The following is a 20,227-nucleotide window of genomic DNA, read 5'->3' on the forward strand; positions in this document are numbered from 1 at the left end:
TAAGTAAAATTGTCGCCTTTATGCCGGAGCTGCAATTCACGCGACTGTAAATCTCGCGCATAAGACCGGAAGGACCGCGCATGCGCCAGGACGCGCCCCCGTTCGACCCTAGCGAAGACCTGCTGCACGCGACGCTTCTGCGGCGCCTCAAACCCGCGCGGCTGGCCGAGGTGTTGCGCGCGCAGGATCTTCCGCTGTGTGTCGAGGGCGCGGGCGAGGTTGATGCCACGACCCTTGACCTGGGGCGGCTGCAGCTGCTGTCGCTGCGGTTCCGCAGCCACCCGGTGCGCCTGACTGTCGAGCCGTCCACGGCTTCCGCCCTGCTGCTGCGCGCGCCCGCCAACGGCATGGCGCTGTCAGCGCAGAAGATCGCCCCGCAGAGCTTCACCGGCGGTGACATCGCCATGATCTCTCCGCGCGCGACGACCACGGTCCTGCTGGAGACCGGCGGACGGCTGGACGTTGTCCTGCTGAAAGGGCCCGGCCCACGGGCCGAGGCGCCTCTGGCCGTCCTGCCCCTGTCGCTGGCCTCGGTTAAGATGCTGATTTACTTCGGCGGCTACCTCCTGCGCGCCGCGCCGCACCGACGCTCCGATGCGCAGATGCTGCAACGCCAGTTCATCGAGACCCTTCAGATGGCGATGGATCACCTCTCCCGTGACTGGGCCTTCCCCACAGAGATCGAGCGCCTCAGCTTCAGCATGGAGGCCGCGCTTGGCGACCGGGACCTGACCCTGACCAGTTTCGCCCGCCAGGTCGGCATGAGCAGCCGGAAGGTGCAGGCGGTCTTCGCGGCCAGTGGACTGACCTTCTCCGACGTGCTGCGGGACAAGCGGCTGGACCGGGCCCGCCGCGCGCTGTGTGACGGGGGCGCCGACCTCAAGGTGGCCCAGGTCGGGTTCGACAGCGGGTTCAAGGATGCGTCCTATTTCAGCAAGTGCTTCCGCGCCCGGTTCGGGATCAGCCCGACCGCCTGCCGTCGGGCGGCCCTTGCGCAGGCGAACCCGGCAGAGGACGCGAAGAGCCGGAACGGCGAGGCCTGAACCCGGGCCCGACCGCGCGACAGGCCCGCGCCCGCACACAGCGGCAGATCGTCGCGAAGGACTTCGCGAGGCCCCTGAGGCCGGCTGTCATCCTTGATGTCCGGCACGGCGCCCGGTATCGCCTGGACGTCGGGGAGCCCACTGTACGCCCGCCAGCTCGGCATCAGTGCGCCCCGAAAGATCAAGCGAATTCAAGGAACTCCGCAAATGACCTGGGTCCCCATTCTCTTCGGTGTTTTCAAGGTCAGCATCGTCGCTGCCACCTTCGTGCTCTGCGTCAGATCGCAGCGGGAGGGGGAACGGGAAGACCGCCAAAGACGCGAGGCCAGCCGGTCCGCAGCCCAGCCGTCGGAACAACCCTGACCGCCTGGCACCTCGGGGCAGACCGCAGGTTCTGAGCAGCGTTGCCCCCCCGCGCAGGAGGTCCACGACGTCTCTGCCGGAGTTTCGAGGGAGCGATTTGTGTCGGAGGTCGCATCTCCGGCTCGGAACGCGCGAGCTGCCGGGTCCCGAACGGCCCCCGCCGCGCTGTGCGGCGGGGGTAACTCGGGTCAGTACTTGTAGGACTGCCCACCGTCGATGTTGATCACCGCGCCGTTGACGAAGACGGACTCGCCGGACAGCAGGAAGGCGGTCAGGGCGGCCACTTCTTCGACCTTGCCGAAACGCTTCATCGGGTTGACGGAAACGAACTCTTCCCCGACCTTTTCCCAGTCGTCGCCGCCCATCTGGCGCAGCGACCCTTCGACCATCGCGGTCATGATCGCACCGGGGGCAATGGCGTTGATCTGGATCCCGTACTGGCCGTACTCCACCGCGCTGTTGCGGGTCAGCCCGACGACGCCGTGCTTGCTGGCCGCATAGCCCGACTGGTTGCCGACGCCACGGATCCCCCCGACGGAGGCCGTGTTCACGATCGAGCCGGAGCCCTGCGCGCGCATGACCTTCAGCACCTCGGCCATGCCGAAGAACACACCGTCGAGGTTGATCGACACGACCTTGTGGAATTCCTCCGCGCCGAAATCCTCGGTCAGGTTCTGCTTCCCCTCGATCCCGGCATTGTTGAAGAAGCCGTCGATGCGACCGAATTTCTCCACCGTTTTGGCGACATAGGCCTTCACGTCATCCAGCGAGGCGACATTGGCCTTCACCGTCAGGACCTCGCCGCCCAGCTTGCCGGCGACCTCGGCCAGGGCGTCCTCGTTCAGATCGACGAGGACCAGTTTCGCCCCCTCCTGCGACAGACGCTCGGCCGTGGCCGCGCCAAGGCCCGAGGCCGCACCCGTGATAATGACGACCTTGTTTTCAAAACGTTGCATAGGACAGGCTCCTTGATCTACGTGTTGCGACTAATATGAGTTGATGCGTACCACAAAGGTGCGAAGGAACAAGCGTGCGCGGCGCGGATGACCGTGGCCTCTCCGAAAGGTGAAAGGGGATCAGCGGGTTGATCTGATTTGTGGCCGGTCGCGAATTCCCTGCGGGCCTCCCCCCGGTTTTCTGCCCACCCAGCCCGAGATTGCACGGTCGAGGGGGAAAATGCGCTGCGCGATCAATCTGCGCTCTCCGACGAGCCATTGCGTTTCAGGCATCCGCCTCTCGGAACACGCGGCCCGGTGTTGGCGACCCCGTTCATTCCGAGAACCTGTGCCGTGCGGGCCGAAACCGGACAGTTCTCGAAAGCCCCCGGTCCGCTCGAAAGCGTCTGCGCATTGACACCGCCACCAGCCGCCTGCACGGTGCGAGCACAACCAGGGGTGCTCCGACACGGGGGCTGAGATGCGCGGCGCGGCGCGAACCCTTTCAAAGCTGATCCGGATAATGCCGGCGGAGCGAGGTCCCATGTTTCACGACACTCTGATGTCGCATCCCTTAATGCTGTCGAGCGCGCTGGACGCCCTGGTGCGGGGCCCCGCGCCCCTGCCCCCGCAACCGGCGAAGGGCCAAACCCCATGGGTGCCGGGAGAGGTCCTCGTTCGCGGCGAGGTGGCGCAATGATCCTCAATGCCGTGGTCTTCGGTTACGGCAGCCATGAGGCCGCCTGGCGCCATCCTGACATGGAGCCGACAGCGCCTCTGACCCTGCCTCACTGGATCCAGTGCGCCCAACAGGCAGAGGCCGCCGGGTTCGACGGGCTCTTCCTCGGGGACATCCTCTGCCTGCAGGACCGGCCCGAGGATCACCCCTCGGAAGCGCTCGACCCCTTCATGGTTCTGGCCGCAGTCGCTGGCGCAACCAGCCGGCTGAGGTTGACCGGCACCGCCTCGACCAGCTTCAACCATCCCTGGCACCTGGCCCGGCGCATCCTGTCCCTGCATCACCTGAGCGCAGGTCGGGCGGGCTGGAACATCGTCACATCCTCCTATCCGCAGGAGGCGGAGAACTTCGGCTGGTCCGAGATGCCTGGCACCGAAGACCGCTACGCCCGCGCTGAGGAGGTGGTGGGGGCCGTCCGCGCCCTCTGGGGCGGCTGGGACGGGATCACCCGGCTTGCCGATCAGGCGGCGGGGCGCTGGCTTGACACGACGCCGCCGCGGGTGGACGCCACGGGCAGGTTCGGCGCCATCCATGGCGCGCTGAACCTCTCCCCCGCCCCCTGGGACCGGCCGCTGCTGGCGCAGGCCGGGTCATCGCCCGCTGGTCTGGCCTTCGCGGCGCGCCACGCCGACCAGGTGTTTACCGTGCAGTCCGACATGGCCGCAGCCAGGGCGTTCCGGGATCGCGCAAGGGCCCTGGCCGCAGCCGCCGGAAGAGACCCCGACGAGATCGCGGTGCTGCCCGGCCTCATTCCCTTCGTGGCCGAAACGGCGGAGGCCGCCGAGGCGGAATTGGCAACGCTCACGCAGCGCCTGAACCTTGATCACGCCACGACCAAGCTGGAGCGGTTCCTGGGGCTGTCCCTGGCCGGTCTTACCCTCGACGCGCCGGTGCCTTTCGGGCCGGGCGACCTGGCGCCCAATGCCTTCAGCAACTCCCGCGCCCACGTCCTGCTTGGCGAGGCACGGCAAAAGGCCCTGACGCTTCGCCAGTTGCTGGCCCGGTTCGCCGCCGGGCGCGGCCACCTCCTTGTCGTCGGGACGGGAGAGCAGGTCGCCGGAGTCATGCGACAGTGGGTCGAGGCCGGCGCGGCCGACGGTTTCAACGTGATGCCGCCCCTTCTCCCCCAAGGGATCGAGAGGTTTGGACAGCTGGTTCCCACCGTTGGCCGGATCTGATCCCGCACGCGAAGGAAGAATGGCCCAGCCTGCCGGATGGTTTAGCATGCCATAGAAGACCTGTCCCCGCGCTGCATTACTGACAAGTCACTTCGCCCCTGCCTGCCCTCCCCGTTTCGCAGGCGAGCGACCCGATGCGCGCAATCCAGGGCGCCGTGAAGCGAAAAAAGAGTCGGAAGGCACGACGAATTCGGTTCGAAATCAATTGCATCTTGGACTAAGCCTTGTGTAAGTCTTCCTGAGGCATACACGCTCTTGTGGCACATGATTTCGAAGATTGAGATCGTCGCTTCATTTTTCCGGAAGCGCGGCGGCGACGGGGCGTGGACGCCAAATAATAATCCATGCGGGGAATTCATGAAAAAACTACTTGCAGGCGCTTCTACGCTGGCCATTCTCACCACGCCGGCGCTCGCTGATTGTACGCCGACTTCGCCTACCAGCGTTGAATGTGTGGCCCCCGGGACGGGCGGATTCAGCGATGCCGGTTTCAATGACGGTACGATCATCGTCCGGGACGGGGCAACCGTCTCCCCGCCGGGTGACGCGATCCTCTTCGGCGACAACACCTCACTCACCGTCGAAGAGAACGGCGTCGTATTCTCGGGCGCCAATGGCGTCGCGGCCGGGGACGGCTTCGAGATCGACAACGACGGATCGATCACCGGCGGCACCGGGATCATGGGCGGCAGCGGCACCGACGCCGATCGGGCCACCATCGACAACACCGGCAGCATCACCGGCACGCCGGCCAATGCGATCGACGTCGACGATTACGTCACGATCACCAATGGCACCGCGGCCGACGGTGACGCAGCGGCCAGCATCACTGGCGGCGCGCATGGTATCCTGGCCGGCAGCAACCTGACCCTGACCAACCACGATGACATCGAGGGCACGATGGGCAGTGGTGTCTTCGCCACCGACGACGCCTCGATCGACAACTTCGGCAGCATCACCGGCGGCATGGGCGACGGCCTCCACCTCGGCAACGGCTTCGACGTGGAAAACGACGGCAGCATCGAAGGCGGCAACGGCATCTTCGGCGGCAGCGGCACCGACGCCGATCGCGCCACCATCACCAACACCGGCAGCATCGACGGCACGATCAGCCACGGCATTTCCGTCGGCAATTTCGTCACCATCACCAACGGCACCGCAGACGACAGCGATCCCGACGCGAGCGTCACCGGCGCCTCGATCGGCATCCTTGCCGGCGCCGACCTGACCCTCACCAACCACGACGAAATCGAGGGTGAAAACGCAAGCGGTGTGCAGGCCACCGACGACGCCACGATCGACAACTTCGGCAGCATCACAGGGGCCAACGGCGACGGCCTGCACCTGGGCAACAACGCCGTTGTCACCAACGGCAGCTCCGATGCGTCCGATCCGGCCGCGTCCATCACCGGCAGCGCGAACGGTATCTTCGCAGGCACCGGCCTTGATCTGACGAACTACGGCGAGATCGAGGGCACCACCGGGGTCACCACCACCGGCGCGAACGCCGACATCGAAAACTGGGGCAGCATCACCGGGACCGGTGGCACCGCGCTCAACCTCGGCAGCGGCAGCGACGAAGTGGTGAACCGCGGCACGATCACGGGCGACGTCAACATGGGCTCGGGCTCCGACAGCCTGCTGCTGGCGGCTGGGTCGACTGTCGATGGCAACATCGACATGGCCCAGGGCAGTGACACGCTGGAGCTCGAGTTCGGGTCCTCCGTCGATGGTGACATCGACATGGGCGTGGCCACCGATACGTTGATCCTCAACTCGATCAACGTGTCCGGCACCGTGGACATGGGCTCCGGCGGCGCGACCGACACCCTGCGGGTGCTGGGCGACATCGGGCCGGGCGTCATCGCCTTCTCCGACAACGTCGAGGTCTATGATGACGACGAAGCGCCCGACACCGCGCTCTTCACCGGCGACTTCCTGATCGTCGCGGACCGGACGGTCTTTGCCGGCCAGGACGCCCTGGCCACGCGCCAGACCTACCAGCAGAGCACCAGCATCATGAGCGCCTCGGCGACCCCCGGCTGGTACGGCAGCGGCTCCATCTTCGGCGGCGATGCCGAGTTCAACGGTGGCGACGTGCTGATCGGCTACAACGCCGAGACCTTCGGTGGCTTCCTGTCCTTCTCGAAGGCAGACGCCGACGCGGACATCTCCGACAGCGACTTCGAACGTCACAACTTCCTGCTGGGCGTCAAGGGCTTCACCCCGATGGGCGCAGGCGTGGTCAGCGGCATCGCCTACATCGGCCGCGGCGATGGTGACATCAAGAGCGCCATGGACGTGACCGGCCAGGCCGCCGTCGATGACACCTCCTTCGGCATGGCGGCCCGCTATGACCTGAAGCCTGCAAGCGGCGAAGGTCTGGGCTTCTCCGCCGAAGCAGGCGCCAGCCGCATCACCTTCGACAGCTTCGACCCCTCGGGTCTGGCCGATGCGACCATCGAGGAACGCGACCTGACCGCCTCCTACGTGTCGCTGGAAACCGGCTACAGCCTTTCCCTGTCGGGCGGAAACACCATCCGTCCCTTCCTGGGGGCCGTGGCGCTGTTCTCCAACGGAGATGACGTGACCATGTCCGCACAGGGGACGAACAACTCGAATGCCCCCGGCTCGACGAGCTTCAGCACCAGCGGCGACGATCTGACCATGCTGCGCCTCGGCGCCGAACTGGGCGGGTCCGCCGGCTGGACCGCCAAGGTCGAAGGCCAGTTCGACGACAACGGCGACACCACCGGCATCGTCAGCTTCGGCATGGCCTTCTGAGGTCAGAAGACCACAAGACACAGGAAAGGGCGGCCCGCACAGGGCCGCCCTTTTTTGCATTCCGGTCGCCTTTCCGCAGATTTGTGAAGAGGCCCCGCTGGTCCCCCGGCACATTCTGCGTCACTACCAGATCCAAAGCCCTTCAACAGAGTAGGACCCTCCCATCCGCTTCTCCGTCGCAATTGCCCTCACGCTGGTCATGTCCGCCGTCGGCCTGACCTACGAGATCGCCGCCGGGCGCGTCCTCGCCCCCTTCTTCGGCACGTCGCTGCTGACCTGGACCACGGTGATCGCCACCGTGCTGGGCGGGTTTTCCCTCGGCAGCGCCCTGGGCGGTATGGTGGCCGAACGGCCCCGGGACCAGGCGCTTCGCAGGGTGCGCGGCGCGCTGGTGACGACGGCGGTCCTGATGACCGTCTCTCCGGCGGTGCTGGGCATGCTGCATTCCTGGGGCGCGCGGGGCACCGGCGGCATGGTCCTCAGCGTGATCGTCGTCTTCTTCCCCGCCTCGGTCTTCATCACCCTGCCCTCGCCGCTGCTGGCCAAGCTCGCGATCGAGGCACGCCCGGGCCACGAAGGATCGTCCCTCGGGTTCGTCATGGCCGCCGGGTCGATCGGGGCGATCTTCGGCTCGATCCTGTCCGGCTTCGTCGCGCTGCCGCTGATCGGGGCCACGGCCACCTTCGCCGCCTGCGGCGTGCTGGCGCTGCTGTGCCTGCCCTTCCTGCGCGGGGGCGTCGCTGGCCCCCCCCGTGGCACCACCGTCGCCGCGGCCGGTTTCGTCGCCTTCGCCGGGTTGGCCGGCACCCCGGCCTGCGAGTTTGAATCCGGGCAATCCTGCCTCGATGTGGATCAGCGGGGCGCCCAGGTCCGGCTGTTCTCCGACGGGGTGCTGCAGGCGGCCGAGCCCAAGGCAGCAGCCGCGGAGGGCACGAACGACCTGGCACTGTCCTACACCAGCTGGCTGTGGGAGCGCCTCGACACGGACCTCGGCGCAGCGCCCGAGGTTCTCTTCGTCGGCGGCGGCGGTTACACCCTGCCCACGCAGCTTCTGGCCTCACGCCCCGAGGCGAAGGCCGTCGCGGTGGAAATCGACCCGCTGGTGACGGACGTCGTGCGAGCGCACCTGCCGCGCGCGGCGGCGATGATCGCCCGGACGGGATATGACGCGGCCGCTCCGTCGGGCGCGACCGAGGGGCGCCTGGGGATCGTGCATGCCGATGGCCGCACCTACCTCAACGAAACCGATGCACGCTTCGACGCGGCGGTGATGGATGCCTTTTCCTCAGGGTCGGTCCCGGCGCATCTGGTCACGGTCGAAACCTTCGAGCGACTGCGACAGATCGTCGACGGGCCCGTCTACGTGAACCTGATCGACCGCCCCGACGGCCCCCTGGCGCAGGGCGTTCACGCCATCCTGACGCAGCTTTACCCGGAGGTGCAGGCCGTCCTCGGCTCCCTCGGGGCCTCCGGACGGGGCAACATCCTGCTGGTCGCGTCAGAGGCGCCCCTGCCCCCGCTGGCGGCCATGCCCGAAGGCTACGCTCCGACACGGATCTCCGAGGCGCGCGCCTTCACGGACGACCGGGGCTGGGTCGGGCACCGCTAGGTCCCCGCATCGTCGGCCCCGGATCGTGCGAAGCTGTCTAGCTCGGGGCGCGTCCCGACGTTCACGTGGTCGATGTCTTCCTGCGCGAACCCGCGGATCAGCGAGGGGATCATCATGCTGCACAGGATGAAGATCGGCAGGCCGACCACCGTGATCACCTGTTGCAGGGCGGTCAGCCCCGCCTCTCCGGCCAGCACGATCAGCATCGCGGCGACCAGCCCTTCGGCCGCCCCCCAGAATACGCGCTGATGCGTCGGGCCGGGGGTTGGCGTGCCGGTGCAGAGCATGTCAACCACCAGCGAGGCCGAGTCCGACGAGGTAGCGAAGAAGATCGCGACGATCACCACCGCAAGGCCCTGGACGACCGGGGTGAAGGGGAAGTGTTCGAAGAAGGCGAACATGGCCAGCGGGATGCTGTCGGCCACCGCGGCGCTGATCTGGCCCGCGCTGTCGCCCAGGGCCTCGCGCGCGGCCAGGCCGATGCCGTCGAACTCCATCGCCTGCCAGCCGAAGATGGCAAACCAGACCAGGGTGAACAGCGACGGCGCGCCAAGGACACCGAAGACGAACTCCCGGATCGTGCGCCCGCGCGAGATGCGGGCAACGAACAGGCCGATGAAGGGCGACCAGGTCACCGTCCAGGCCCAGTAGAAGACCGTCCAGCTGCCCTGCCAGCCCCAGTCGTCATTGCCCGGGTTTTCATTGGCCAGCATGTCGTTCCAGAAGGCCAGCCGCGGGAGGTTTTCGAAGTAGAGGCCGAAGGTCTCCACCAGCCCGCGCAGGAGGAACAAGGTGGAGCCGGTCACCAGCACGAAGACCATCAGCGCCACGGCCATGCCGATATTGAGGTTCGACAGCAGCTTCACCCCCTTGTCGAGCCCCGCGACGATGGAGCCAATGGCGACAAGAGTCAGGACAGCGAGGATCGCAACCTGCACCACGGTCCCGTCCCCGGTGCCGAAAAGCGCGTCGAGCCCTGCCGCGATCTGGCTGGAGCCGAGGCCGAGCGACACTGCGACGCCGAACAGCGTGCCCAGGATCGCGACGATGTCGATGGCCTTGCCGATCGGACCATGGATGCCATCCCGCAGCAGCGGGTAGAAGACCGAGCTGACGCGGACCGGCAGGTCGTAGCGGTTGATGAAATAGGCAAAGGCCAGCCCCGGCAGGGTGAAGATCGCCCAAGTGTGCAGCCCGAGGTGATAGATCGCGATGGAAATCGCATCGCGCGCGGCCTCTTCCGTGTAGGCCTCCACCCCCGGCAGCGGCGGGGCGGAAAAATGGCTGATGGGTTCCGCAACGCCCCAGAACATCAGGACCGTGCCGATGCCCCCGGCAAACAGCATGGTGAACCACGAGAGGTTGGAATACTCCGGCCGCTCGCCCTTGGGCCCGAGCCGGATATGCCCGTGCCGCGACGCCGCCGCCCAGATCAGGAAGCCCAGCCAGACGTTGACCCCGAGGATGAAGAACCAGCCCAGGTTGGTCACGATCCAGGATCGCCCGGCGGCGAAGGCGTCTCCGATCCCCTCGGGGAACAGGACCAGCGCAATCACGAAGACGATCGTGACCCCCGCTGAGATGAAGAAGATCGTGGGGTCCGTGCGGAGGCCGAGGCGGCGGGCCAGGTGTTCCAATGGACAGGCTCCTGAGCGTGGGTCACTGTCACCCAACTGTGAACGGGGCGCGATGTTCCATCGGTGCGCGTTTCTCTTTGCGAAACACGTCCGCCTGCGCCGCGTGGCAGGGACCGCGACCGTCTAATGCCTCGTCCATCACCGCGATAGGTTTGACCCAGACCCGCAGCTACGCCCTTGGCCAGCCTTTTCTGCCAGTGCGATTGGGAAATAGATCGCGACGCCGAACAGAATAAAGATCGCCGTGCGTCAGAAAAGACGCACGGCGACCGGGGACGAAAGGTCGTACATTCTGAAAAATGTTTCTCCACTCAGGTAATGCGCAGAGCGTAGCGCAGAGCCAATGGGCCGCGCCTCCCCTATTCAGAGGAGGGAATGGCGGAAAGTGCCAGCAGCAATGCCACCAGATCGGTTTGACGATGGGTTTCCGTCTTGGCGAAGACGCTCTTGAGGTGGCTGGCCACGGTGGTCGGCGACACGCCCAGGGTTTCGGCGATGGCATCGCTGCGCAACCCGCTGGCCAGCAGGCTGGAGATGCGCGCCTCGGTCGGCGTCAGACCGAGGGCACGGCGCAACAGATCCGGATCGGGCACCGCGCGGCGGGCGGGATCGACGATCAGCACCATCACCGCAGCTCCTTGCCCGGAGCTGCCGTCCAGTCGCGACAGCAGCAGGATCGGCCCCTGCCCCCGATCCGGCCGGACCAATGGCACCGGCGCCACGGCGGTCGATGCCCCGCCGGACAGCGCCTCCGCCAACGCCTCGCGCAGCCGCGCGGGCTCGACCTCGGCGCGCAACCCCTCGTCCAGCCGCAGCCCGGACCCTGGCTGACACAGCGCGCGGGCGATGGCGTTGGCGTGCAGCACATGGCCCGCCGGGTCGAGCAGGATGATCCCCTGCGACAGCCGGTCGAGCGCGGCCCAGGCGCCAGACTCGGCCTCGGCCAGCGCCGTTCGTGCCGCCTCCACCGCCTTCTCTGCCGGCCGGGCGGAGGCCACCCGCCGGACCTGACGCAGATGGGCCGCGATGGTGGCCAGCAGCACCTCGTAGTCCACCGGCTTGACGATATAGTCGTCCGCCCCGCGCATCTTGCCGTCGATGATATCGGCCCGGTCTCCGAAGGCCGTGAGGAAGAGGAAGGGCACCGCGTCGAGCGCGCTGTGCTCCGCCCGCAGGGTCTGCAACAGGGCCCGGCCGTCCATACGCGGCATCGCGATGTCGCACAGGATCAGGTCGGGCTGCGTGTCCTTCAGCATCTCCAGCGCCTGCAGCCCGTCCCCGGCACAGAGCGCGAGATAGCCGGCCTCGGACAACTCCTCGCAGATATCGTTGCGCAGGTGGCGTTCGTCTTCGCAGACCAGGATCGTGGCGGGGTCGCTCATTCCGCGTCCTCCTTTTGATTGGGCGGCGTTTCCGGCATCCACAGGGTGAAGAGCGTCCCGCCGCCGGTCCGTGGCTGCACGGCGATCCGGCCCTGCAGCAGCAGCGCCAGCCGCTGCGCCAGCCACAGCCCGATCCCGGTCCCCGCCGCCGGCGCATCCTCGCCACGCTGGAACCGGGCGAACAGCTTCTCGGCCTCCGCATCGCTGAGGCCGGGTCCTCGATCCGCGACGGTACAGGCCACCTGTTCATCCTGCCGGAAGAGGGTCAGGTCCACGGCCGTGTCGGGCGGCGAGTATTTGACCGCATTGTCGATGAGGTTCATCAGAGCGTGCTGCACCAGCTTGGCATCGCACCAGGCGTGCAGTTCCGGCTCCTCGACCGCCAGCGAGATCCGTCGCCCCGGGTGCCGCCGCCGCATCTCCTCGACGATGCTGCGCACCGGCGGCGCCAGGTCGACGATCACCTGCTGGGGGCGCACGATCTGATGGTCGATCCGGCCGATCAGCAGCGCCGCGTCCACCAGCCTGTCGAGCGAGCCGACCATCTCGCGGATCGTGGCCTGCTTGGCCTCCAGCACCTCCGGCGCGGCGGGCTGACCACGGCGGTACATGCGCTGCGCGGCGCTGTCGATCACCGCCAGCGGCGTGCGGAACTGGTGCGAAACCACGGCGGCGAAGTCGCGCCAATGGGCGACGGTGGCTCGTTCACGGTCCAGGTCCTCTTCCAGCCGCTGGGAGCGTTCGCGCAGGATCTCCGCGTCAAGCCGCGCACGCCGGTCCGCCAGGATCCGCCAGCCCAGGTAGATGGCAAGAAGCACCCCGACGCCCAGCGAATAGGCCACCTGCGCCACCGCCGTTCGGTAGCTGCCTAACCGGTCGGACAAGACCCGCCATTCGCTGACCATTGCCCGGTTCGCGGCCCTGTTCAACTCGCGCACCAGCACGCCCATCTCACGGCTCAGCGCCTGCTCCTCATAGGGCGCCAACTGCCGCACGGCCGGGTCGAGCCGCTGCGCCGCGCGGGCTGCGCCAACCACTGGCCCCGCCACCTCCAGCCGCTCCAGGAACCGCAACTGCGGCCCCTGGGTCAGCATGTCGATGCGGCTGCGGAAAAGGTCGTACTGCTCCCCGATCCGGCCTGTATCCCCGGGGCTTTCGGCCAGGACCACCTGCAGCTCCAGCGCCTCCACCTGGGTCTGGCTGATGACCCAGACCATGTTGGTGGCATCGTCCAGCCGCATGGAATCCTCGATCGCCCGCAGGCGCAGGAAGCCGTAGACCAGAAGGCCCACGCAAAGCATCAGCAGCAGGACGGGCACCGTGGTGCGCCAGAAGGTGGCCTGGTTCATTTTGCCTCGATGCGCGTCAGCTGCCAGACCCAGCGGTAGTCGAAATTGATGTCCTGCAACTCGCGGTGCGCGTCACGCGGATAGACGATCCAGATCGGGCCCTTGTCGCGGGGGCTCATGGCCTCGCCGTTCATGGTCAGCGCGGCGATCACGTCATAGCGGGTGAAATCCTCCACCGGCAGGTCGATCTCGTAATCATTCAGCGCCAGGGCCAGCACCGTGTCGGAGGTGACCCCCGCATCCGCCAGCAGGTCGCGCATCAGCGGCCCGGTGAAATGCTGCGGCCCGTCGGTAACGGTGGTGTGGGTCGTCAGTTCGACCTGCGGCAGCGCCTCCAGTCGGGCGCGGTCATAGGTTTCGATGCCCTGCCCCGTTTCGATCGTCAGCAGAACCTCCTCGGCCCAAGCGAGGCCTGCGGAAAGAAACAGAAGTGCGGCGGTCAGAAAAATGCGTCTGGAAAATTGGGTCATGACAGAAAAGCCCCCGATGATGGCCGCAGGATAATCCGCGCCCACGCCTGGATGCAATTGTCACCCACCGAAGGGCCCGCCCCGACAAGGTCTTGCGCAGGGAAAGACCGCGAATTGGCCTTGCCCGGGATCTTCTCCGACCGCGACAATGCGCAGCTGCCGCGTAAACCGCCCGGCCAAAGAAAAGGCGCCCGCCGGTCACAAGACCCGCGGGCGCCCCCGGTTTCCCCAACTGATGCCTGGGCTCAGGCCGCGGCGCCGGATTCACGCGGCACCAGGGCGCGCATGATCTCCGCCATGTCGACATAGCCCAGCGTTTCGCCGTTGCGGACGACGCGGTAGGCCCGGTCCACCGCGCCGCCCGCCCGGGCGATCACGCTTTCCAGGTTGTCCGCCGGATCCACATCGCCCGCGATCTCACCGGCAGGCGCCGCCTCGGTCATGATGGACCGGACCCGCAGGACCCGGGCGCGGTTGATGTCGGCCACGAAGTCCTCAATGTAGGGGTCCGCCGGGTTCAGCAGGATCTTCTGCGGCTCGCCCTGCTGCACCACCGCGCCATCCTTCAGGATCACCAGGTGATCAGCCAGCTTCAGCGCCTCGTCTAGGTCGTGGGTGATGAAGATGATGGTCTTGTGCAGCTCTTCCTGCAGCTCCAGCAACAGGTCCTGCATATCGGTGCGGATCAGCGGGTCGAGAGCGGAAAATGCCTCGTCCATCAGCATGATGTCCGAGTTCGACGCCAGCGCGCGCGCGATGCCCACACGCTGCTGCATCCCGCCCGACAGCTGGTGCGGATATTGCTCGTCCTGGCCGTCCAGCCCGACGCGTTCCAGCCACTTGCGGGCCTCGCCCTCGAACTCGTCCCGCTTCTTGCCGCGGGTGGCCAGCGCCATGCCGGCGTTTTCCAGCACGGTCCGGTGCGGCAGCAGCGCGAACTTCTGGAACACCATCGACATCTTCTCGCGGCGCAGGGTGCGCATCTGGGCCTCGTTCCACGCCAGGATGTCCTCGCCGTTCACCAGGACCTCGCCCGCCGTCGGTTCGATCAGCCGGTTGAGGTGGCGGATCAGCGTCGACTTGCCGGAACCCGAAAGGCCCATGATGACGGTGATCTCACCCTCCTTCATGTCGACGTTGATGTCCTGCAGGCCCAGGACATGGCCGGTCTGCTCCTGCAGCTCGGCCTTGCCCATGCCCGCCTTCACCTTTTCCAGCGCGCCCTGAGGGTCGGCACCGAAGATCTTGTAGAGGTGGCGGATGGAGACTTTCACGGTCTTGTCGGTCATTCTCTCATCCTCCTCAGCGCGACGACTGGCTGGCGTCGATACGGGCCAGCGATGCCTTGGTGACCCGGTCCAGCGCGATGGCCAGCACGACGATGCCCAGGCCCGCGATCATGCCCACGCCCAGTTCCAGGTTGCGGATGCCACGCAGCACCAGGATGCCCAGGCCGGGGGCCGAAACCATGGAGGCGATAACGACCATGGCGAGCGACATCATGATGGTCTGGTTCACACCGGCCATGATGTTGGGCAGCGCCAGCGGGATCTGCACGCCGAACAGCTTCTGCCGCTTGGTCATGCCGAAGGCATCGGCGGCCTCGATCACGTCGGGATCGACCAGGCGGATGCCGAGGTTGGTCAGACGCACCACGGGCACGATGGCATAAAGGATCACCGCGATGCCGTAGAGTTTCGGTTCGGTCACCGAGAACAGGAAGATCAGCGGGATCAGGTAGACGAAGGGCGGCAGCGTCTGCAGCAGGTCAAGAACCGGGGTCAGGATCCCCTGCAACTTGTCACTGCGCGACATGGCGATCCCTATGGGCACCCCGAACAGCACGCATATGAAGGCACAGACGAAGATGATCGCCAGGGTCTGCATCGCCACCTCGTAGTGGTCGACGAAGGCCAGCAGGCCGAGGATGATCGCGACGAAACCCACGACCTTCCAGTTGCGGGCCACGGCCCAGGTGATCAGCAGCAGAATGGGGATCATGATCCACCACGGGGTTTCCGTCATCACCCACAGCGCCTCGTTCAGCATCCAGCTGAGGGGTTGGGTGATCGGATCCACCACGACGCGCAGCACGTCCCGGGCGGACATGAATGCGGCCTCGACGCCATTGGTCAGGTCCCGGGCCTGCGGGATCTTCGAGCAGGCCTCGTTCAGGGCATCGAGGGAAGGAAAGGGAAGTTCGGTCAGCGGGGTCTGCGCGCTGTCACCGGACGTCTGGGCCAGAAGATCGGCCATCGACATCGGGCCGTCACTGGCCCCCTCGTCGCACCACTCTCTCAGGCCGACGGTATCGAATACGCCGTCATAGGTTGCCATCTGTTCTTTCGGACCGCTTCTCCGGGCCCGCCCTTGTTGTGAAACCAAAAGAACGGGACCGGTGACCGGCCCCGTTCAGAGGGAGACGCGCGGAGCGTCTCAGTTCGTTCGACTTACTGCAGCAGCGCCGAGAGGTTCTCGGTCGCCGTGTCGTTGACCCAGTCGGCCCAGATGTCGGTGTTCTCCGTCAGGAAGTAGACGGCGGTTTCCTGGGCCGAGGCGTTGTTCTCTTCCGACCAGGCCAGCAGACCGCTCATGGTGTCGGTCGGGAAGGACATCTTGGTGAAGAACTCGGTCACCTCGGGGTTTTCATCCGCGAAGTCGGTGGTCACCGTGGTCAGGATCGGCGCGGTCGGGAATTCCGAGACCTGCGGATCGGCAAAGTCGGGGGTGGAGAGGTCGATGATCGCCTCTTCGTCCACTTCGCCGATTTCCACGCGGGTCATGTCGTACATGCCCATGGGCACGGTCGGGCCCCAGTAGTAGCCGAACCAGGGCTCGCCATCGGTCACGGCGGCGCCCATGGAGGTGGCCAGCGTTTCACCCGAGCCGTGGTTGAAGATCTCGATGCCGTGGTCTTCCATGTCCAGGGCGCGGATCAGGTTGTCGGACACGACGCGGCAGCCCCAGCCGTCGGGGCAGTTGTTGAAGCGACCGCCGACCAGTTCGGGGTTTTCGAGAATGCCCTCGATGGTGGTCAGCTCCGGGTGTTCCTCGGCCAGCGAGGTCGGGATCCACCAGCCTTCGACGCCGCCGGGCGTCAGGACGGAGGTCAGCTCCTTCATGGTCCCCTGCTCTTTCAGCGTCTCGTAAGCGGAGCCGGCGGAGTTCGGCCAGAAGTTGGTCAGCACGTCCGGCTCACCGTTCTCGGCGACCGAGGTCACGGCGGGCACGGTGTCGGACTGAACCAGCGACACGTCGCAGCCATAGCCCTGTTCCAGCAGGAACTTGGCGATCTCGGTGGTCACCTCGGCGGCGGCCCAACCCATCTGGGCGATCGAGACCTCGCCGCACTGGCCCGCCTCGTCCTGGGCCTGGGCGGCCATGGGCAGGGAAAGCGTGGCAACAAGTGCGGTGGAAGCAAGCGCAATGGAACGCATGGAGTTCTCCTTCGTATTGTGAAGTAAACTGGTGATGAAAGCAGACCTAGGCCGGAAATGGCCAATGTAAAATCAAAGCTCTACTGGAGGCTTCAGGATGTATTTTGCTTTCGACATCGAAGGGGTTCCTAACAAGGATGATCCGGGAACGCAAACGACCTTTTGATGACGGTCCGCGACATGCCCCCAAGGACAAGCCTGCAAGGGCGAAGCCGAGGCCCACGGCCCAAATTGCCTCCAAACCCTACGGCGCCGCCCGCCCCGGTGACCGCGCCAACGGCCATGACCACGCGAAATGCAGAACAGGATTTCGCAAAAACAACGCTTGCGCCTCTTGACCTTCGCGCGCCGATCCGCCCCATTCAGGAACAGACGGGAGCCCGCCTCCCTGTCGGAACGAACAAATAGCCGGGACCGGAAAAACCGGATCCCTGGAGGGAGATCGCAATGAAGAAAATCCTCATGACCACGGCCGCCATCGCGCTTGGCGCCTCGGCCGCCGGCGCCGAAGAGATCAAGATGGGCGTCCTGCTGGGCTTCACCGGCCCGCTGGAATCCCTCGCCGGGCCGATGGCCCAGGGCGCCGAGATGGCGATGAAGGAAGTCTCCGACAGCGGCATGCTGCTGGAAGGCGACACCGTGACGCCCGTGCGCGGCGACAGCACCTGCATCGATTCCGCCGCCGCCACTGCCGCCGCCGAAACCCTCGTCACCTCCGACGGGGTGAAGGGCATCATGGGCGCCATGTGCTCGGGCGCGACGACCGCCGTGCTGCAGAACGTCGGCATGCCGAACGGCGTGGTGATGATCTCGCCCTCCGCCACCTCGCCCGCGCTGTCCAGCATGGAAGACGGCGGGTTCTTCTTCCGCACCGCCCCCTCCGACGCCCGCCAGGGCGAGGTGATGGCGCAGGAGATCCTGGACAAGGACATCTCCTCGGTCGCGGTGACCTACACCAACAACGACTACGGCAAGGGTCTGGCCGATAGCTTCCAGTCCGCCTTCGAAGAGGCCGGCGGCACGGTGACCATCTCCGCCGCCCATGAGGACGGCAAAGGCGACTACTCCGCCGAGGTCGGCGCGCTGGCCTCCGCGGGCGGCGACGCGCTGGTGCTGATCGGCTATGTCGATCAGGGCGGCTCGGGCGTGCTGCGCGGCGCGCTGGACACCGGCGCCTTCTACACCTTCGTCTTCCCCGACGGCATGGTCAGCCAGGCGCTGGAAGACAACTTCGGCGCGGAGCTCGAAGGCTCCTTCGGCCAGCTGCCCGATTCCGAAGGCGAAGGCATGACCACCTACCTCGGCATGGCCGAAGAGGCCGGCTTCGACGGCTCCTCCGCCTACTCGGGCGGCGCCTACGACAGTGCCGCTCTGATGCTGCTGGCCATGCAGGCCGCGGGCTCCACCGATCCCAAGGTCTACAAGGACATGATCATGGAGGTCGCCAACGGCCCCGGCGAGAAGATCTACCCCGGTGAACTGGCCAAAGGCCTGGAACTACTGAAGGCGGGTGAGGCCATCGACTACGACGGCGCCACCGCGGTCGAGCTGATCGGGGAAGGCGAAGCCGCCGGCACCTTCCGCGAGATCCTCTTCGAGGACGGCAAGATCACCACGGTCGGCTACCGCTGATCTCGCGTCACGGCGAAGGTTCGGCCCGGGGCGCAGTGTCCCGGGCCGTCTTTCTGTCGGAACGACACCTGCCGGCCCGCGCGGCCGGCCCAGTCGGAGAACCCCATGATCCGGGTCGAGAACCTAGTCAAATCCTTCGGCGGCTTTCTGGCCGTCGACCATGCCAGCATCGAAATCGCCACGGGATCCATCACCGGTCTCGTCGGGCCGAACGGCGCCGGCAAATCCACCCTTTTCAACGTCATCGCCGGTGTCCACGCGCCCACCTCGGGCCGCGTCACCATGGATGGCGAGGACATCACCGGCCTGACGCCGCACCAGCTGTTCCACAAGGGCCTGCTGCGCACCTTCCAGATCGCTCATGAGTTCCCCACCCTCTCGGTGCGCGAGAACCTGATGATGGTACCCGAAGGGCAGTCGGGCGAAACGCTGTGGAACACCTGGTTCGGCCGTGGCCGCATCCGCGCCGAAGAGGCCGCCCTGCGCGCCAAGGCCGACGACGTGCTGGACTTCCTCACCATCAGCCACCTGGCCGACGAGAAGGCCGGCAACCTCTCCGGCGGGCAGAAGAAGCTGCTGGAGCTGGGCCGCACGATGATGGTCGAGGCCAAGATCGTCTTCCTCGACGAGGTCGGCGCCGGCGTGAACCGCACCCTTCTGAACACCATCGGCGATGCCATCGTGCGCCTGAACAAGGAACGCGGCTATACCTTCTGTGTCATCGAGCATGACATGGATTTCATCGGCCGCCTCTGCGACCCGGTCATCGTCATGGCCGAGGGCAAGGTCCTGGCCGAAGGGCCCGCCGATCATATCATGGAGAACGAAGCCGTGATCGAGGCCTACCTGGGCACCGGGCTGAAGAACAAGGTCGTGGCGGAGGACGCCGCCGAGGCCGCCGCCGGCGAGGACCTGGGCGCGCAGCCCGGTCTGGGCGACCGCGCCGGCAAGGGAGACGCGACATGAGCTATCTCGACGCCTCGAACATGACCGGCGGCTACGGCAAGGCAGACATCCTGCATGGCTGCACCCTGACCGTGGAGAAGGGCCAGATCGCCGTGATCGTCGGCCCCAATGGCGCGGGCAAGTCCACCGCCATGAAGGCCGTCTTCGGCATGCTGCCCCTGCGCGGCGGATCGGTCACGCTGGACGGCACCGACATCACCGCCCTGTCACCCCAGGACCGGGTGAAGAAGGGCATGGGTTTCGTGCCGCAGGTCAACAACGTCTTCCCCACCATGTCGGTGGAGGAAAACCTGGAGATGGGTGCCTTCATCCGCGACGACGACTTCCACGACACGATGGAACAGGTTTACACGCTCTTCCCGATCTTGAAGGACAAGCGCCACCAGAACGCGGGCGAGCTGTCGGGCGGGCAGCGTCAGCAGGTGGCCGTGGGCCGCGCGCTGATGACCCAGCCGAAGCTCCTGATGCTGGACGAACCCACGGCGGGCGTCTCTCCCATCGTGATGGATGAACTGTTCGACCGTATCATCGAGGTCGCCCGCACCGGGATCTCGATCCTGATGGTCGAACAGAACGCCCGTCAGGCGCTGGAGATCGCCGACCGCGGCTATGTCCTGGTGCAGGGCGCCAACCGCTACACCGACACCGGCAAGGCCCTTCTGGCCGACCCGGAGGTCCGCCGCACCTTCCTGGGGGGCTGAGA

At 66.4% G+C, this 20,227-nt stretch carries 15 protein-coding genes and 1 riboswitch; of the genes, 7 read left to right on the forward strand and 8 right to left on the reverse strand.

The annotated features are described in order from the left end of the window. Positions 1 to 80: 80 nt before the first annotated feature. Positions 81 to 1,043 carry a helix-turn-helix domain-containing protein gene (locus LC066_RS02365; protein WP_224896377.1) on the forward strand — a complete coding sequence of 321 codons (963 nt, stop codon included), beginning with the start codon at positions 81 to 83 and terminating at the stop codon, positions 1,041 to 1,043. Positions 1,044 to 1,594: 551 nt separating this feature from the next. Here the strand turns inward: LC066_RS02365 and LC066_RS02370 are convergent. Next, positions 1,595 to 2,362 carry a glucose 1-dehydrogenase gene (locus LC066_RS02370; RefSeq protein WP_224896378.1) on the reverse strand — a complete coding sequence of 256 codons (768 nt, stop codon included), beginning with the start codon at positions 2,360 to 2,362 and terminating at the stop codon, positions 1,595 to 1,597. A gap of 424 nt (positions 2,363 to 2,786) precedes the next feature. Beyond that, a riboswitch (TPP riboswitch) is annotated at positions 2,787 to 2,896 on the forward strand. Between the two features lie 141 nt (positions 2,897 to 3,037). Between LC066_RS02370 and LC066_RS02375 the strand changes: the two genes are divergently transcribed. From LC066_RS02375 to LC066_RS02385, 3 genes are all read left to right on the forward strand, one after another. Beyond that, positions 3,038 to 4,258 (forward strand): NtaA/DmoA family FMN-dependent monooxygenase, encoded by a 1,221-nt coding sequence (locus LC066_RS02375; RefSeq protein ID WP_224896379.1) that lies wholly within the window; start codon positions 3,038 to 3,040, stop codon positions 4,256 to 4,258. Between the two features lie 453 nt (positions 4,259 to 4,711). Then, positions 4,712 to 7,042 (forward strand): beta strand repeat-containing protein, encoded by a 2,331-nt coding sequence (locus LC066_RS02380; protein WP_224896380.1) that lies wholly within the window; start codon positions 4,712 to 4,714, stop codon positions 7,040 to 7,042. Between the two features lie 199 nt (positions 7,043 to 7,241). After that, positions 7,242 to 8,651, forward strand: a complete 1,410-nt coding sequence (locus tag LC066_RS02385) for a fused MFS/spermidine synthase (RefSeq protein ID WP_224896381.1) — start codon at positions 7,242 to 7,244, stop codon at positions 8,649 to 8,651. Here LC066_RS02385 and LC066_RS02390 read toward each other — a convergent pair. The 7 genes from LC066_RS02390 to LC066_RS02420 form a co-directional block, all read right to left on the reverse strand. Next, entirely contained in the window at positions 8,648 to 10,288 is a 1,641-nt protein-coding gene (locus LC066_RS02390; protein WP_224896382.1) for a BCCT family transporter, read from the reverse strand. The two genes, LC066_RS02385 and LC066_RS02390, sit on opposite strands and share 4 nt — an antisense overlap. Positions 10,289 to 10,647: 359 nt before the next feature. Beyond that, positions 10,648 to 11,670, reverse strand: a complete 1,023-nt coding sequence (locus LC066_RS02395) for a response regulator (RefSeq protein WP_224896383.1) — start codon at positions 11,668 to 11,670, stop codon at positions 10,648 to 10,650. Beyond that, positions 11,667 to 13,019 (reverse strand): sensor histidine kinase, encoded by a 1,353-nt coding sequence (locus LC066_RS02400; RefSeq protein ID WP_224896384.1) that lies wholly within the window; start codon positions 13,017 to 13,019, stop codon positions 11,667 to 11,669. The genes LC066_RS02395 and LC066_RS02400 overlap by 4 nt, the downstream gene beginning before the upstream one ends. Beyond that, positions 13,016 to 13,489, reverse strand: coding sequence for a molybdopterin-dependent oxidoreductase (locus tag LC066_RS02405; protein WP_224896385.1), 474 nt, complete (start codon positions 13,487 to 13,489; stop codon positions 13,016 to 13,018). Before LC066_RS02405 ends, LC066_RS02400 begins: the two co-directional genes overlap by 4 nt. A 245-nt stretch (positions 13,490 to 13,734) precedes the next feature. Further along, complete coding sequence (locus LC066_RS02410; RefSeq protein WP_224896386.1) at positions 13,735 to 14,778, reverse strand: quaternary amine ABC transporter ATP-binding protein; 1,044 nt, start codon at positions 14,776 to 14,778, stop codon at positions 13,735 to 13,737. A gap of 13 nt (positions 14,779 to 14,791) precedes the next feature. Further along, entirely contained in the window at positions 14,792 to 15,826 is a 1,035-nt protein-coding gene (locus LC066_RS02415; protein WP_224896387.1) for an ABC transporter permease, read from the reverse strand. A gap of 113 nt (positions 15,827 to 15,939) precedes the next feature. Continuing rightward, positions 15,940 to 16,926 (reverse strand): ABC transporter substrate-binding protein, encoded by a 987-nt coding sequence (locus LC066_RS02420; protein WP_224896388.1) that lies wholly within the window; start codon positions 16,924 to 16,926, stop codon positions 15,940 to 15,942. Positions 16,927 to 17,373: 447 nt separating this feature from the next. On the opposite strand from LC066_RS02420, the gene LC066_RS02425 reads away from it, so the two are divergent. From LC066_RS02425 to LC066_RS02435, 3 genes are all read left to right on the forward strand, one after another. Continuing rightward, positions 17,374 to 18,558 carry an ABC transporter substrate-binding protein gene (locus LC066_RS02425; RefSeq protein ID WP_224896389.1) on the forward strand — a complete coding sequence of 395 codons (1,185 nt, stop codon included), beginning with the start codon at positions 17,374 to 17,376 and terminating at the stop codon, positions 18,556 to 18,558. A gap of 105 nt (positions 18,559 to 18,663) precedes the next feature. Beyond that, positions 18,664 to 19,524 carry an ABC transporter ATP-binding protein gene (locus LC066_RS02430; RefSeq protein ID WP_224896390.1) on the forward strand — a complete coding sequence of 287 codons (861 nt, stop codon included), beginning with the start codon at positions 18,664 to 18,666 and terminating at the stop codon, positions 19,522 to 19,524. Next, positions 19,521 to 20,225, forward strand: coding sequence for an ABC transporter ATP-binding protein (locus LC066_RS02435; RefSeq protein WP_224896391.1), 705 nt, complete (start codon positions 19,521 to 19,523; stop codon positions 20,223 to 20,225). The genes LC066_RS02430 and LC066_RS02435 overlap by 4 nt, the downstream gene beginning before the upstream one ends. Positions 20,226 to 20,227: the final 2 nt, after the last annotated feature.

The organism is Pseudooceanicola marinus, from assembly GCF_020177265.1.
Taxonomy (GTDB): Bacteria; Pseudomonadota; Alphaproteobacteria; order Rhodobacterales; family Rhodobacteraceae; genus Pseudooceanicola; species Pseudooceanicola marinus_A.

What these genes read in the sequence shown, in the direction of transcription:
- LC066_RS02435 (WP_224896391.1), top strand. Translation starts at nt 19,521, where the DNA reads ATGAGCTATCTCGACGCCTCGAACATGACCGGCGGCTACGGCAAGGCA.
- LC066_RS02375 (WP_224896379.1), top strand. Translation starts at nt 3,038, where the DNA reads ATGATCCTCAATGCCGTGGTCTTCGGTTACGGCAGCCATGAGGCCGCC.
- LC066_RS02385 (WP_224896381.1), top strand. Translation starts at nt 7,242, where the DNA reads ATGTCCGCCGTCGGCCTGACCTACGAGATCGCCGCCGGGCGCGTCCTC.
- LC066_RS02415 (WP_224896387.1), bottom strand. Translation starts at nt 15,826, where the DNA reads ATGGCAACCTATGACGGCGTATTCGATACCGTCGGCCTGAGAGAGTGG.
- LC066_RS02365 (WP_224896377.1), top strand. Translation starts at nt 81, where the DNA reads ATGCGCCAGGACGCGCCCCCGTTCGACCCTAGCGAAGACCTGCTGCAC.
- LC066_RS02420 (WP_224896388.1), bottom strand. Translation starts at nt 16,926, where the DNA reads ATGCGTTCCATTGCGCTTGCTTCCACCGCACTTGTTGCCACGCTTTCC.
- LC066_RS02425 (WP_224896389.1), top strand. Translation starts at nt 17,374, where the DNA reads ATGAAGAAAATCCTCATGACCACGGCCGCCATCGCGCTTGGCGCCTCG.
- LC066_RS02405 (WP_224896385.1), bottom strand. Translation starts at nt 13,489, where the DNA reads ATGACCCAATTTTCCAGACGCATTTTTCTGACCGCCGCACTTCTGTTT.
- LC066_RS02395 (WP_224896383.1), bottom strand. Translation starts at nt 11,670, where the DNA reads ATGAGCGACCCCGCCACGATCCTGGTCTGCGAAGACGAACGCCACCTG.
- LC066_RS02410 (WP_224896386.1), bottom strand. Translation starts at nt 14,778, where the DNA reads ATGACCGACAAGACCGTGAAAGTCTCCATCCGCCACCTCTACAAGATC.
- LC066_RS02400 (WP_224896384.1), bottom strand. Translation starts at nt 13,019, where the DNA reads ATGAACCAGGCCACCTTCTGGCGCACCACGGTGCCCGTCCTGCTGCTG.
- LC066_RS02370 (WP_224896378.1), bottom strand. Translation starts at nt 2,362, where the DNA reads ATGCAACGTTTTGAAAACAAGGTCGTCATTATCACGGGTGCGGCCTCG.
- LC066_RS02430 (WP_224896390.1), top strand. Translation starts at nt 18,664, where the DNA reads ATGATCCGGGTCGAGAACCTAGTCAAATCCTTCGGCGGCTTTCTGGCC.